The following is a 12705-nucleotide window of genomic DNA, read 5'->3' as shown; positions in this document are numbered from 1 at the left end:
TGGCTGCTCATGGCCATTTTGCCATGATTGTAGACGCTGGGCGGCCTTGAGGGCCACCCGGCGAGGATCAGTCGCGCCTGAGGGCCGTCACCCGCATCTCGCCCTCCGGCGCCATCATGTCGATGACACGGCAGTCCCCGCACATGCGCAGGCGGTCGAGGTGGCCGCTGAAGGCCGGGTGGGAGGCCAGGCGGCCGAGCATGTTCTCGACCATCTGCAGGGTGCCGAAGGGCTTGTCGCAGCGGATGCAGTGGAAGGGCCGGGATTCGTTGAGCACCACGGCCTGCTTGCGGCTGTCCAGGAAGGACAGGCGCGGCTGCAGCGTGATGGCGTTCTCCGGGCAGGTGGCGGCGCACAGGCCGCACTGGACGCAGTTCTTCTCGATGAAACGCAGCAGCGGCGCGCCCTGCCCGTCCTGCAGCGCGCCGGCGGGGCAGGCGCCGACGCAGGACATGCACAGGCTGCAGGCCTTGCGGTCGACCTCGATGGCGCCAAAAGGGGCGCCGGCCGCCAGCGCGACCATCTCGGGCTTGAGCGGCGCGTGGCGGTGCAGGTGCTCGAGCGCGTAGTCGAGGGTGTTGCGCTTGTCGTTCGCCAGGTGGAACACGGCCGGCTCGGCGGGCGCCGTCCCGCGCGGGGCGTGGCGCAGGGCGACGGCCAGCTCCTCGGGCGCCCCGGCGCGCAGCAGCTGCAGGTGGGGGCCGTCGTAGCCCAGGCCATCGAGGACGGACTGCGCGATCGCCATCTGCTGGTCCAGGGCGGCGACGTATTGCGGCGCTTCCTCGCCCGTATTCAGGACGACGATGCCGGCCGCGCCATAGGCGATGGCGGCGAACCAGACGTCGATGCCGGTCGAGGCGGTGTGCTGCAGGGCCAGCGGGATGACGCGCCCGGGAATGGCGTCGCCCAGCTGGGCCAGCAGCGCCGCGCCCTGCTCCGGATCGTGCAGCAGCAGTACCGGCTCGCTGCCCCCTGCGTCAACGTAGGAGCGCAGCGCCGCCTGCATGCGCTTGCCGGTCAGGGCGGCCGGTGGGAAGGCGTAGCTGATCGCGCCGGTCGGGCAGACCGTCGAGCAGGCGCCGCAGCCGGCGCACAGGTAGGGATTGACCTTGATGCGGTCGCCGTCGTCCTGGATCGCCTGGGCCGAGCAGATGTCGATGCAGGCGCTGCATCCCGTCACGCCGTTGCGGCCGTGGGCGCAGGTCCTTTCCTTGTACGAGAAATACTTGGGCTTTTCGAAGTCGCCGACCATGTCCAGCATGGCCTGCACGGCCTGCTCGCGCGCGGCCTCCTCGTAGCCCGGCGCATAGTAGCCGTGCGGGCGCTGGTGGCTGGGGATCAGGCGGCTCGGACTGAGATCGAGCACCAGGTCGAAGCGTCCCTGCTGGACCGCTTGACCCGGCGCCTGCCAGCGCGCCTCGAAGGCGCCCAGCCAGCCGGCCACTGCGGCCGTGCGCGCCACGTGCACCGGATAGGGGCGCACCGGCATGCTGTTTTGCTGGTCGAGCAGCAGCACGGCGACCGGCAGCGCGGCCGCCAGGCGATCGGCCCAGGGCAGCGCATGCTCGCTCGCCCCGACCACCAGCGTGTGCCCGGAGGAGCGGTAGCTCACCGTGACCGATGGTTCGAACACGGGAATCGCTTCGCTTGCTGCGATGGCGGCGGCGCGCGCCTGGATGTTGCGATCTTCCTGGACCGGGTCGATCGGTGGATGCTCGGTAAATCGGATGTTCATGTGTTCCCTTGTTGGATGGGGGAAGAAGCTTCGGCAGCGCTGCCGCCGGGCCCCTCCTCCTCTTTGTCGGCGTCCCGCCGGTCGCCCAGCAGCTGCGCCAGCAGACCCGGCGCATGCTGGAGCGAAGCCAGCATGGCGGGCGCCATCGGCGACGCCTTGTTGTAGTCACTCATATACATGTCGAGTCCGTCGACCACATTGAAGTGCGGATCGGCGAACAGTTTTTTCAGGGCCAGGCGCTGCACCGACTTGTCGACGTCCTTCGCGACAAACGTGGAGAAGTCGGATTCCGGCGTCAGGCCCGCGGCGTCCTCGAGCGTGGGCGGCGGCCGCGCCGGCGCTTCCGGCTCGGCAGGGGCAGCTGCCTCGACCGGCACGGGAACCGGCGCCGGCGCGGGCCTGGCTTCGGCAGCCTCGCCCGTCGCCTTCAGGCGCGACCAGCGCCGGAAGAATCCTTCTTCGGACATTCAGGCCCCCTTCATCCGTGCTGGCGGCCGCGCCGGGGCTTGGGCTGGTAGTGCTCGCGCAGGTAGCCAGCCACCCAGGCGTAGATCTCGGCCGGCATGGTCACGCCGTCGGCCTGCTCGCCAGAGTCGAACATGCGGGTGCCCTCGACATAGCTGGCCGAGGCGCGCACGGGAATGGCCCGGCCCTCCTCCATGCGCCACAGCACGAAGATCTTCGATTCCGGCGCCATGCAGTTCTCGTAGTAGCCGTCGTTCTCGTCGGTCCACAGCTCGAGTTCCAGGCCCGAGACCAGATAGTAGTCGCGATCAAGGCTTTCGCTCAGCACCTGCAGGCGCGGCAGCCCGCCGCGGTCCGGCACCACGCCCACCGCCGCCCAGGCCTCGTCGGCCCAGCGGTGCTGGACGGCGCGGCGCTGCATGATCACCGCGATCGGCATGCTGCCCATCTTCATTGCTTGTTCGCCGTCTCGGGGCTGGCCTTTTTCTCCACCGCCGGGCCGACCCCTTTCGGCACCGACTTCGTGGGTCCGCGCTTGACGTCCTCGCTGGGCGCGGCCGTGCCGAGCTTCTCGCTCTTGATCGGGACGTTGGCGGCGTTCAGCGCCTGGCGGCTGAGCGGCGCCGCCCCGGTGGCCGGGCTGGCCGCGGCCGTGCCGGGCGCCGCATTGGCGGGAGGCGCGGCCGGCATGCCGGCCGCGGGCGGCGTCACGCCGACCGGCACGGCGCCGGCCGCGGCAGCCGCGCGCGCCGCCCCCGGTGCGGTGCCGCCGGCGGCCGCCTGGGTGCCGCCAGCCGCGGTGCCCGGCGTGCCGAGCACCATGTTCGGGGGCGCGCCGGCAGCCGGCGTCGCGGCCGCGACCGTCACCGGCGGATTGATCTTCCAGCCCTTCGACGGCGCCTGCGTGCGCCAGCGCGCGGCGAGCGCATCCATCGATGCCGCCAGTCGTTCCTTGTCCTTGGCGGCCTTGGCCTCGTCCGCCGCCTTCTTGGCCGCGGCGGCCTGCTGCTGGGCCGGAGTCGGCGGGGGCAACGCGGCCCCGGCCTGCGCGCACAGCAGCAGGCCGGCCAGCGCGCATGCCAGTCGTGTCGTGGTCATCATTGCTTGCTCTCCAGGGTGCCGCGACCGGCCGGCGCCTGCGGTGCGGTGTTGGTGGCAGCCGGGGCCTCGATCGTGCCCGGCGCTGGCGCCGCCGGTGTGCCATATTCGCCTGGCGGAGTGCGGGTTCCGGTTTGCGCGCCAGATGGTGGCGTCACGCCGGCGCTCGGACCTTGTCCGGTTTCGCTTGTGGCGCCGCCAATATTGGCGCCCGAAGTGTTCCCGCCGGATCCGCCGGCAATGCCCGGCGTGCCGCCGGCATAGGTGGCGTTGACGGCGGGTTTGGCGGTCTGGGCGATGATCGTGCCGCTGGTCGCCCCGCCGGCCGTTACCTGGCCGGGATACTTGGTCTGCGCGATGCCGCCCACGCTCTCGGTACGGTTGCGATCACAGCCGCTCGCCAACAGGGCCAGTGCGGCGACGGCGCCATGGATCAGGATGGTCGATGCTTTCATGATGTTCCCTGCCTCCTCAATGGGCCGGTCCCGGGCGCGGCGCCGGGCCGCGCGGTGCGTCCGGATGCGGGCGGTGGGCCGGATCGGTCGCGGTGCCGTTCTTCACCTGTTCGTACCAGATCGCGTGGTGGGCCTGGGCCCAGGCTTCGTCGACCGTGCCTTCGCGCATGGCCTGGTAGGCGCCCGGGGTGCCCCAGGTGCCGATGTAGATGTGGCCCATGGCGGCGGCGATGTAGCAGGCGGCACCGGCGATGTGCAGGTAGTTCGCCACTTGCAGCACGTAGCGGGTCTGGCCGAAGGTGACGAAGTCCAGCACCAGGCCGGTGACCGACATGACGATGCCCAGCAGGGTCACGCCCAGCCAGAACCATGCCTTCTCGCCGGCGTTGAAGAAGCCGGCCGGCACGTGCTTGTGCGAGACCAGGCCGCCGCCCTGCTTCACCCACTGCCAGTCGTTGCGGTTGAAGAAGTTACGGCGCAGGAAGGTAATGAACATCAGCACCGAGCAGATGATGAACAGCGGCCCGACGAAGTTGTGCAGGTATTTCGAGATGATGGCGAACCAGGAGAACAGGTCGTGTCCCATCCAGGGCAGCATGATCTTCTTGCCGTACATGATGATGATGCCGGTGATGGCCAGGGCGATGAAGCTGTAGGCCGTGGCCCAGTGCACATGGCGTTCCCAAGCCGTGAAGCGCTTGATGCGGCGTCCGGACGGCGGCACTTCCTTGTCCGCGCCGACGCCCTTGTAGAACACGAAGATGAGCAGGGGCACGCCCAGCAGGATGAAGCCGGAAATCGTCGCGAGCGGGCCGTTGCGCAGATGGCGCCAGGTATTGCCGCCGCGCTGGACGATGACGTTCGCTTCCGTCGCCCCGTACTGGCCCAGGAAATGGCGGTCCATGTGCACCCGGCCGGACGAGGGATTCGCCAGACCCGGCTCGGGCACGACCGAGTCGCCCTCGATCTGGAGCATGGTCTGCTCCTCGGCGTAGGCGGGCTTGGCGTCCTTGTTGGGGACGCCGGCCTGGGCGCCCTGCATCTGGACAGCCGCCAGCACGGCGAACGCCAGCGCAAGCAGCAGGCGCAGAACGAGGGAGCGTGAAGATGAAGTAGGCATCGCGATACTCCTCTCAGGGATTGGCCCGGTTGTACTCGTTCTGCTTCATGCCGCGGTTCTGGATCGTCGCCGACCAGGCCAGGCGGTCGCCGTGGAAGCGGGTCTGGTAGTGCCGCGGGTCGGTCTTGCCGGCGTATTCGCCGCGCAGCCACTCCGGATGCTGGTCGACTTCGAGGCAGCCGGCGAGCAGCAGCGGTAGCGCAAGCATGCAGTAGCGGAGCTTGTTCATTGCGGGAACCTCCCCGGGTCGTTCTGCGAATCGCCGACGATCTGGTTGCTGCGCGGTAGGTCGCCCTTCGCCTTGATCTCGCCGCCGCGCTTCGGGCGGCCGTAGGCGATCTTCCAGCCCCACAGTTCCGGGCCGTAGCCGCGGGTCTCGACACGCTGGCGGTAGATGTCGGCGATCTGGTTGGCCTCGCCGCCCAGCAGGGCCTTGGTGCCGCACATCTCGGCGCAGGCCGGCAGCTTGCCCTCGGCGATGCGGTTGCGGCCGTATTTCTTGAATTCCGCTTCCGAGGTGTCCGGTTCCGGCCCGCCCGCGCAGAAGGTGCACTTGTCCATCTTGCCGCGGTGGTTGAACATGCCTGTTTCCGGGAATTGCGGCGCGCCGAAGGGACAGGCGTAGTAGCAGTAGCCGCAGCCGATGCACTGGTCCTTGCTGTGCAGGACGATGCCATCCTCGGTGTGGTAGATGCAGTTGGTCGGGCACACCGCCAGGCAGGGCGCGTCGGTGCAGTGCATGCAGGCGACCGACACCGAGCGTTCGCCCGGGATGCCGTCGTTGATCGTCACCACCCTGCGGCGGTTGATGCCCCAGGGGGTCTCGTGTTCGTTCTTGCATGCGGTGACGCAGCCGTTGCAGTCGATGCAGCGCTCCGTATCGCAAATAAATTTCATCCTCGCGGTCATGTCGACCTCCTCTGGGAATCGTTTCTCGTCAAGCGCGTACCACGCGGCACAGCGATACCTTGGTTTCCTGCATCATCGTCACGGCGTCGTAGCCATAGGTCCAGGCCGTATTGACGGCTTCGCCGCGCACCGCCGGTGCCCCGCCTTCCGGATAGTGGCGTTCCAGGTCTTCGCCCATCCACCAGCCGCCGAAGTGGAAAGGCATCCACACCAGGCCGATCGGCACCCGCTCCGTCACCATCGCCATCACCTTGATGCGCGCCCCGGTCGGGGTCTCGACCCAGACGAACTCGCCGGTCCTGGCGTTCATCTGGACGGCGTCGCGCGGGTTGATCTCGCAGAACATGTTTTGCTGCAGCTCGGCCAGCCATGGATTGGAACGCGTTTCCTCGCCGCCGCCCTCGTATTCGACCAGGCGCCCGGAGGTCATGATCAGCGGATAGTCCCTGGAGTAGTCGACCTGCTGCACCGACTTGTACAGGGTCGGCAGGCGCCAGAAATTGGCCTTGTCGTCGTAGGTCGGGTACTTGGCCACCAGGTCACGGCGCGGCGACGCCAGCGGTTCGCGGTGGACGGGCACCGGGTCCGGGAAATTCCAGACATTGCAGCGCGCCCGCGCATTGCCGAAGGGCGCGCAACCGTGGGAGATGACGACGCGGATGATGCCACCCGACAAGTCGGTCTTCCAGTTCTTGCCCTCGGCCATGGCCTGCTCCTGGGGCGTGAGCTCGGCCCACCACCCCAGCTTCTTGAGGAAGACGTGGTCGAATTCCGGGTAGCCGGTGTCCAGCTGGCTGTCCTTGTTGGTCGAGCCGTCGGCCGCCAGCAGGGACACGCCGTTGTGCTCCACACCCCAGTTGGCGCGGAACGGCAGGCCCCCTTCGGCGACCGACTTGTTCAGGTCGTACAGGATGGGCGTGCCCGGGTGCTTCATCTCCGGCGTGCCCCAGCAGGGCCAGGGCAGCCCGTAGTAGTCGCCCTTGCAGGGCCCGTCGTCGGCGCGCAGGGTGGTCGGGTTGAAGGTGTGCTTGTTCTCCATGTGGAGCTTGAGGCGCTCCGGCGAACAGCCCGTGTAGCCGATGGTCCAGCAGGAGCGGTTGATCTCGCGCAGGATGTCCTCGACCACCGGCTCGTTGTGCACCACCTTGATGTTCTTGCACAGTTCCTCGTGGAAGCCGAACTTCTTCGCGAACAGGTACATGATCTCGTGGTCGGTCTTGCATTCGAACAGCGGCTGGATGACGCGCTCGCGCCACTGGATGCTGCGGTTCGACGCCGTGCACGAACCCTGGGTCTCGAATTGCGACGCGGCCGGCAGCAGGTAGACGCCGTCGGTGCGGCCGTGCATCGACGCCGTCATGCTCGGGTAGGGGTCGATCACGACCAGCATGTCGAGCTTCTGCATGGCCGCCTTCATGTCCGGCAGGCGTGTCTGGCTGTTCGGCGCGTGGCCCCAATAGAAGACGGCGCGCAGATTGCTCGGCTGGTCGACGTACTTGTTCTCCTCGTTGACCGCATCGAACCAGCGCGATACCGTGATGCCCGGCTTTTCCATCAGCTCCTTGGAGCCGAAGCGCGACTTGATCCATTCGTAGTCGACGCCCCAGACATTGGCGAAGTGCTTCCAGGCGCCCTCGGCGATGCCGTAGTAGCCCGGCAGCGAGTCGCCATTGGGACCGACGTCGGTCGCGCCCTGCACGTTGTCGTGGCCGCGGTAGATATTGGCGCCGCCGCCCGGGATGCCGATATTGCCCAGCGCCAGCTGGAGGATGGACAGGGCGCGCACGTTCGCCGTACCGACGTGGTGCTGGGTGATGCCCATGCACCAGACCACGGACGAGGGCCGGTTCTTGGCCAGCATCTCGGCCGCCATCCTGACCGAGGCCTCCGGCACGCCGGTAACGTCCGAGACCTTGTCCGGCGTCCACTTGGCGACTTCCTTGCGGACGTCCTCCATGCCATAGGTGCGCTGGGCGATGTATTCCTTGTCTTCCCAGCCGTTCTGGAAGATGTGCCAGAGGATGCCCCAGACCAGGGGGATGTCGGTCCCCGGGCGCACCCGCACGTAATGGTGGGCGAAGCGCGCCGTGCGCGTGAAGCGCGGGTCGATGACGATCATCTTCGCGCCCAGCTCCTTGGCGTGCAGGAAGTGCAGCATCGAGATCGGGTGCGCCTCCGCAGGGTTGGAGCCGATGAACATCACCGCCTTGCTATGGTGCAAGTCGTTGAAGGAATTCGTCATCGCGCCATAGCCGAAGGTCTGGGCCACGCCGGCGACCGTGGTCGAGTGGCAGATGCGCGCCTGGTGGTCGCAGTTGTTGGAACCCCAGAACGAGACCCATTTGCGCAGCAGGTAGGCCTGCTCGTTGTTGTGCTTGGACGAGCCGATCACCATCAGGGAATCCGGGCCGGACTTCTGGCGCATCTCGAGCAGGCGGTCGCCGATCTCGTTGATGGCCTGGTCCCACGAGATGCGCTGGTACTTGCCGTTCACCAGCTTCATCGGATAGCGCAGGCGGGACTCGCCGAAGCCGTGCTCGCGCACCGAGGCGCCCTTGGCGCAGTGGGCGCCCATATTGATGGGCGAATCGAAGGCCGCTTCCTGGCGGACCCAGACCCCGTTGGCGACCACCGCGTCCACCGAGCAGCCCACCGAGCAGTGGCTGCAAATGGTGCGCTTGACCTCGGTGGGCACCGGGGCATCCGCGACCTGGTCGGCCCAGGCCGGTTCGATCACGTTCAGCGGCAGGTGGCGCGCGAGGGCGCCGGCGCCGACGGCAACGCCTGCTCCGGCCAGGAAGCGGCGCCGTTTCAGCCCGCTGTCGCGGGTGGCTTTGACTAGGGACATGCTGGCTCTCCGATTGTCAGGATGCGTCTTACCAGTAGGCCGCGGTCTGGTAGTAGCGGCGGATGTGCTCGGTCTCGTGGTAGCCCCGCTTGACCTGCGGCTGCGCCTTGCCTGGCGCCGGGGTCGGGGCTTCGGCGCCCGCGGGGGCGGCTACCACCGCCAGGGCTCCCAGGGGCGCCGCCTTCAGGAAGCTGCGCCGGGCCGGGTCCGGCTTTGCTTCAGGCTCGTTTCGCGCACCGGGCGCTTGGTCGATCGGATGCTGTTCCATGTCGATGCCTCTCTTGGTTAATCGTTTGCCGCCGCCTGGAGGACGAAGGCTTGCGCCTCGATGTCGAGGAAGGCGCCGGCCAGCCTTGCGACCAGCCGGTAGTAGTTCGCCCCTTCGGCGTCCGCGATCTCGGCCACGCAGCGCGCGTACCAGGGCGCGATGTGCGCCTCGAAAAACGCCTGCTGGCGCTCGACGCTCTGGCGCGCGATGCCGGGCGCGCCCGTGATCAGGACGCGCATGGTCTCGCACAGGGCGCCCAGGTGGTCTTCGAACTCCCCTACCCCGCGCATGCGCCGGATACCCAGGCGCGCCAGGTCGCCGCGCAGCTCGGCCAGCGGGGTGTCGTTCAGGTAGCCGGACAGGTAGCGCGACCCGTACGGGTTGACCGGCGGCGTGCCGATCGAGATGAAGAGCGCGTCGAATTCTTCCTGCACCGCATCCGGGTCCATGACGCCCGAGGCAAGCGTCAAGGCTTCCCAAGCCTGTTCCAGCGCCGGCTCCTCGCCGGCCGAGACGATGGGGTCGGCGGCGGAAAGCGCATCGAGCAGGCCGGCGTCGGGCGCCGCCAGCAGCAGGCGTGCGAGCAGCGCATACAGATCGGCGCGCGCCTGGTCTTCGCCCGAGAGCGGCATGGGGACCGTGGCCTGCATGGCGGCCTGGGCCGGTGGAGTATTGACGCTGGTGGGACGATCGACCTGGGGCGCGTCGGGAAGGGACACGGTGCTGCTCTCCTGTTAGCAAAGGGTTATCGGCAGTGTAGTCCTCCATAGCGGCAGGCCGCGCACGGTTGATTCCTATTGCATACCCAGGAGCCGCATCAGCAGGCGAATCAGGTAGGCCACCAGCGACAGCGTCAGGACGCCGCCGGCCCACAGGGCGGCCATCCAGCCCAGCCGCCGCATCCATTCGCGCCTGCCCACCCTGCGCGCCCCCGCCTTGAGCGGCCCTGTCTTGAGTGGCCCTGCCTTGAGCGGCCCTGCCTTGAGTGGCCCTGCCATCAGTGATACCCCGCGTCGGCCTTGACCTTGCCCCGGAAGACCCAGTAGGACCAGGCCGTGTACATCAGGATGATGGGCAGGATGAACAGGGTGCCGACCAGGGCGAAACCCTGGCTCGCCGGGGGTGAGGCCGCTTCCCAGATCGAGATCGCGGGCGGCACGATGTGCGGCCAGATGCTGATCGCCATGCCGCTGTAGCCGAGGAAGATCAGGGCCAGGGCGGCAACGAAGGGCAGCCGGTGCGGATCGCGCTTCAGCGCGCGCAGCAGCAGGAAGATGAAGACCGCCACCAGGATGGGCACCGGCGCCAGGAAGACGATGTTCGGGAAGGTGAACCAGCGCGCCGCCACGGCCGGGTCGCGCCAGGGAGTCCAGATGCTGACGATGACGATGGCGGCGAGCAGCATCAGGGCGAAGGGACGCGCCACCTGCACCATGCGCGCGTGCAGTTCGCCCTCGGTCTTCATCACCAGCCAGGTCGCGCCCAGCAGGGTGTAGGCGATCATCACGCCGATGCCCGCGAGCAAGGGAAAGGGCGCGATCCAGTCCAGCGGCCCGCCCGCATAGCTGCGTCCCGACACCGCGATCCCGTCGAGGAAAGCGCCCAGCGAGACGCCCTGGAAAAAGGCGGCCACGACCGAGCCGCCGATGAAGGCCTTGTCCCACAGGTGGCGCTCGTGTTCCTTGGCCTTGAAGCGGAACTCGAAGGCCACGCCGCGGAACACCAGGCCGACCAGCATGAAGATCAGGGGCAGGTAGAGCCCGGACAGGATGATCGAGTAGGCCACCGGGAAGGCGGCCAGCAGCCCCTCCCCGCCCAGCACCAGCCAGGTCTCGTTGCCGTCCCAGACCGGGGCCACGGTATTCATCATGGTGTCGCGGTCGCGCTTCTTCGGCGTAAAGGGAAACAGCATGCCGATCCCCAGGTCGAAGCCATCCAGCAGCACGTACATGAAGACGGCGAAGAAGATGATGACCGCCCAGATGACGGAGGTGTCGATGCCCATGTCAGCGCTCCTTGTCGGCGTCGCCGCCCTTGATGTCGGGCAGGTGGTCGGGACGGGCGGTATCCTCGTCGTCGTCGCTCTGCACGTCGGCCGCCGAGATCGGCCGCATCGGCGTGCGCTCCTCGCCCGGACCGCCCTGTGCGGGGGTGTGCAGCTCGAAGTGCTGCGGCCCCTTGCGGATCATGCGCAGCACGAAGGCCGTGCCGGCCCCGAACACGAAGAAGTAGGCGACGACGAAGATGGCCAGGGTCAGCGCCAGCGGCCCCGCGCCATGGGGCGAGACCGCATCGGCCGTGCGCAGCACGCCGTAGACCACCCAGGGCTGGCGTCCGACCTCGGTCGTGGTCCAGCCGGCCAGGATGGCGACCAGGCCGGCCGGCCCCATCCACAGCGCGAAGCGCAGGAAGTGGCGCTGGCGCCATAGCCGCGCTTCTCCCCCTACCTTGCGCCTGAGCCACAGGCTCCACGCCCCCAGCAGTATCATCAGGAGGCCCAGCCCCACCATCAGCCGGAAGCTCCAGAACACGATCAGGGAATTCGGCCTGTCTTCACGGGGAAACTCCTTCAGGCCCCTGAACTGGCCGTTCCAGCTATGGGTGAGGATGAGGCTGCCCAAGTGCGGGATGCCGACCGCATACTTCGTCCTCTCCTCTTCCATGTCGGGGATCCCGAAGAGCAGCAGCGGGACCGCCTTGCCCGGCTCGTTCTCCCAGTGCCCCTCCATGGCCGCCAGCTTGGCCGGCTGGTGCTCCAGGGTGTTCAGGCCGTGGAAGTCGCCGACCACGGCCTGGATCGGCGCGACCAGCAGGATCATCCACATCGCCATCGACATCATCTTGCGCACCGCCGGGTTGTCGCGCTTCCTGAGCAGCTGCCAGGCGGCGGCCGCGCCGACGATCAGCGCCGTGGTGAGGTAGGCCGCGATCACCATGTGCAGCAGGCGGTAGGGAAAGGAGGGATTGAAGACGATGGCCAGCCAGTCGGCGGGCACCATGCGCCCGCCCTCGATGGCATAGCCCTGCGGGGTCTGCATCCAGCTGTTGGCGGCCAGGATCCAGGTCGAGGAGATCAGGGTGCCGATGGCCACCGCACAGGTGGCGGCGAAGTGCAGGCCGGGACCGACCCGGTTCCAGCCGAAAAGCATCACGCCCAGGAAGCCCGCTTCGAGGAAGAAGGCGGTCAGCACCTCGTAGGACAGGATCGGGCCCATGATGCTGCCGGCGAACTCGGACAGGTAGCTCCAGTTGGTGCCGATCTGGTAGGCCATGACGATGCCCGAGACCACGCCCATGCCGAAGCAGACCGCGAAGACCTTGAGCCAGTAGTGGTAGAGGTCGACGTAGACCTGGCGCCTGGTCCGCAGCCAGCACAGCTCGAGCACGGCCAGGTAGCTCGCCATCCCAATGGTGATCGCTGGAAACAGGATGTGGAACGACATCGTGAACGCGAATTGCACGCGCGCCAGATCCAAAGCGGACAAACCGAACATGCAAGCTCCTTGGCTGTCATTCCATACGGTGTCCGGAATCTAGCATGCGGGACGGGTGCGCACGTTTGCCGTTTTTTGTTTCCTGTCCAATCGTGCACAGCTTCCTGTTGGGCTGGAAACCATGGGGCACTGATCCAAATTAATGTCAACGCAGATCGCCCGAGCAGGGGCGGAGCGCTCGTCTATATTGGCTGACGATGACGAGCCCGGCAGGCCCCGCTGCCTGCAACCGGTCAGTTTTTCCGGCCCGCCATCCTTGCCCTCGACCAGCCCCTGCCTCACCTGCGGGCCGGTCGCGGTTCACACCCCTTCC

The 12705-nt window shown here is 67.8% G+C and carries 14 protein-coding genes; all 14 read right to left on the bottom strand.

Annotated features, from left to right (window positions below; translation table 11 throughout):
• Positions 1–67: 67 nt before the first annotated feature.
• The 14 genes from NX780_RS18990 to NX780_RS18925 all read right to left on the bottom strand — a co-directional run bounded on the left by NX780_RS18990 (position 68) and on the right by NX780_RS18925 (position 12392).
• On the bottom strand, positions 68–1735 hold the full coding sequence (locus NX780_RS18990) for a 4Fe-4S binding protein (RefSeq protein WP_258829447.1): 1668 nt from the start codon (positions 1733–1735) through the stop codon (positions 68–70).
• The gene (locus NX780_RS18985) at positions 1732–2202 is read right to left on the bottom strand and encodes a DUF3306 domain-containing protein (RefSeq protein WP_258829446.1); all 471 of its coding nucleotides are present in this window, start codon (positions 2200–2202) and stop codon (positions 1732–1734) included. The genes NX780_RS18990 and NX780_RS18985 overlap by 4 nt, the downstream gene beginning before the upstream one ends.
• Positions 2203–2213: 11 nt before the next feature.
• Positions 2214–2654 (bottom strand): DUF3305 domain-containing protein, encoded by a 441-nt coding sequence (locus tag NX780_RS18980; protein WP_258829445.1) that lies wholly within the window; start codon positions 2652–2654, stop codon positions 2214–2216.
• Positions 2651–3301: a hypothetical protein gene (locus tag NX780_RS18975; RefSeq protein WP_258829444.1), complete on the bottom strand. Its 651-nt coding sequence runs from the start codon at positions 3299–3301 to the stop codon at positions 2651–2653. The genes NX780_RS18980 and NX780_RS18975 overlap by 4 nt, the downstream gene beginning before the upstream one ends.
• The gene (locus NX780_RS18970; RefSeq protein ID WP_258829443.1) at positions 3298–3753 is read right to left on the bottom strand and encodes a hypothetical protein; all 456 of its coding nucleotides are present in this window, start codon (positions 3751–3753) and stop codon (positions 3298–3300) included. Before NX780_RS18970 ends, NX780_RS18975 begins: the two co-directional genes overlap by 4 nt.
• Before the next feature lie 16 nt (positions 3754–3769).
• Positions 3770–4873, bottom strand: coding sequence for a formate dehydrogenase subunit gamma (locus tag NX780_RS18965; RefSeq protein WP_258829442.1), 1104 nt, complete (start codon positions 4871–4873; stop codon positions 3770–3772).
• A gap of 13 nt (positions 4874–4886) precedes the next feature.
• Complete coding sequence (locus tag NX780_RS18960) at positions 4887–5102, bottom strand: hypothetical protein (protein WP_258829441.1); 216 nt, start codon at positions 5100–5102, stop codon at positions 4887–4889.
• Positions 5099–5782 (bottom strand): formate dehydrogenase FDH3 subunit beta, encoded by a 684-nt coding sequence (gene fdh3B / locus NX780_RS18955; RefSeq protein WP_258829440.1) that lies wholly within the window; start codon positions 5780–5782, stop codon positions 5099–5101. The genes NX780_RS18960 and fdh3B overlap by 4 nt, the downstream gene beginning before the upstream one ends.
• A 28-nt stretch (positions 5783–5810) precedes the next feature.
• Entirely contained in the window at positions 5811–8630 is a 2820-nt protein-coding gene (locus NX780_RS18950) for a formate dehydrogenase subunit alpha (RefSeq protein ID WP_258829439.1), read from the bottom strand.
• 28 nt (positions 8631–8658) lie between these two features.
• Complete coding sequence (locus tag NX780_RS18945) at positions 8659–8898, bottom strand: twin-arginine translocation signal domain-containing protein (RefSeq protein ID WP_258829438.1); 240 nt, start codon at positions 8896–8898, stop codon at positions 8659–8661.
• Positions 8899–8915: 17 nt separating this feature from the next.
• Positions 8916–9617, bottom strand: a complete 702-nt coding sequence (locus NX780_RS18940; protein WP_258829437.1) for a TorD/DmsD family molecular chaperone — start codon at positions 9615–9617, stop codon at positions 8916–8918.
• A 75-nt stretch (positions 9618–9692) separates the two neighbouring features.
• The gene (locus NX780_RS18935; protein ID WP_258829436.1) at positions 9693–9896 is read right to left on the bottom strand and encodes a DUF2474 domain-containing protein; all 204 of its coding nucleotides are present in this window, start codon (positions 9894–9896) and stop codon (positions 9693–9695) included.
• The gene (gene cydB / locus NX780_RS18930; protein ID WP_258829435.1) at positions 9896–10903 is read right to left on the bottom strand and encodes a cytochrome d ubiquinol oxidase subunit II; all 1008 of its coding nucleotides are present in this window, start codon (positions 10901–10903) and stop codon (positions 9896–9898) included. Before cydB ends, NX780_RS18935 begins: the two co-directional genes overlap by 1 nt.
• 1 nt (position 10904) lies before the next feature.
• Complete coding sequence (locus tag NX780_RS18925; RefSeq protein ID WP_258829434.1) at positions 10905–12392, bottom strand: cytochrome ubiquinol oxidase subunit I; 1488 nt, start codon at positions 12390–12392, stop codon at positions 10905–10907.
• Positions 12393–12705 lie beyond the last annotated feature (313 nt).

The sequence above is a fragment of the Massilia agri genome, assembly GCF_024753255.1.
Classification (GTDB): domain Bacteria; phylum Pseudomonadota; class Gammaproteobacteria; order Burkholderiales; family Burkholderiaceae_D; genus Telluria; species Telluria agri.
Note: the sequence above shows the minus strand (reverse complement) of the source record. Positions and strands in the feature narration are given on the sequence as shown.

Bases quoted from the DNA above. Each gene is read 5' to 3' on its own strand.
- NX780_RS18990 (WP_258829447.1), bottom strand. From the start codon at position 1,735: ATGAACATCCGATTTACCGAGCATCCACCGATCGACCCGGTCCAGGAA.
- NX780_RS18985 (WP_258829446.1), bottom strand. From the start codon at position 2,202: ATGTCCGAAGAAGGATTCTTCCGGCGCTGGTCGCGCCTGAAGGCGACG.
- NX780_RS18980 (WP_258829445.1), bottom strand. From the start codon at position 2,654: ATGAAGATGGGCAGCATGCCGATCGCGGTGATCATGCAGCGCCGCGCC.
- NX780_RS18975 (WP_258829444.1), bottom strand. From the start codon at position 3,301: ATGATGACCACGACACGACTGGCATGCGCGCTGGCCGGCCTGCTGCTG.
- NX780_RS18970 (WP_258829443.1), bottom strand. From the start codon at position 3,753: ATGAAAGCATCGACCATCCTGATCCATGGCGCCGTCGCCGCACTGGCC.
- NX780_RS18965 (WP_258829442.1), bottom strand. From the start codon at position 4,873: ATGCCTACTTCATCTTCACGCTCCCTCGTTCTGCGCCTGCTGCTTGCG.
- NX780_RS18960 (WP_258829441.1), bottom strand. From the start codon at position 5,102: ATGAACAAGCTCCGCTACTGCATGCTTGCGCTACCGCTGCTGCTCGCC.
- fdh3B (WP_258829440.1), bottom strand. From the start codon at position 5,782: ATGACCGCGAGGATGAAATTTATTTGCGATACGGAGCGCTGCATCGAC.
- NX780_RS18950 (WP_258829439.1), bottom strand. From the start codon at position 8,630: ATGTCCCTAGTCAAAGCCACCCGCGACAGCGGGCTGAAACGGCGCCGC.
- NX780_RS18945 (WP_258829438.1), bottom strand. From the start codon at position 8,898: ATGGAACAGCATCCGATCGACCAAGCGCCCGGTGCGCGAAACGAGCCT.
- NX780_RS18935 (WP_258829436.1), bottom strand. From the start codon at position 9,896: ATGGCAGGGCCACTCAAGGCAGGGCCGCTCAAGGCAGGGCCACTCAAG.
- cydB (WP_258829435.1), bottom strand. From the start codon at position 10,903: ATGGGCATCGACACCTCCGTCATCTGGGCGGTCATCATCTTCTTCGCC.
- NX780_RS18925 (WP_258829434.1), bottom strand. From the start codon at position 12,392: ATGTTCGGTTTGTCCGCTTTGGATCTGGCGCGCGTGCAATTCGCGTTC.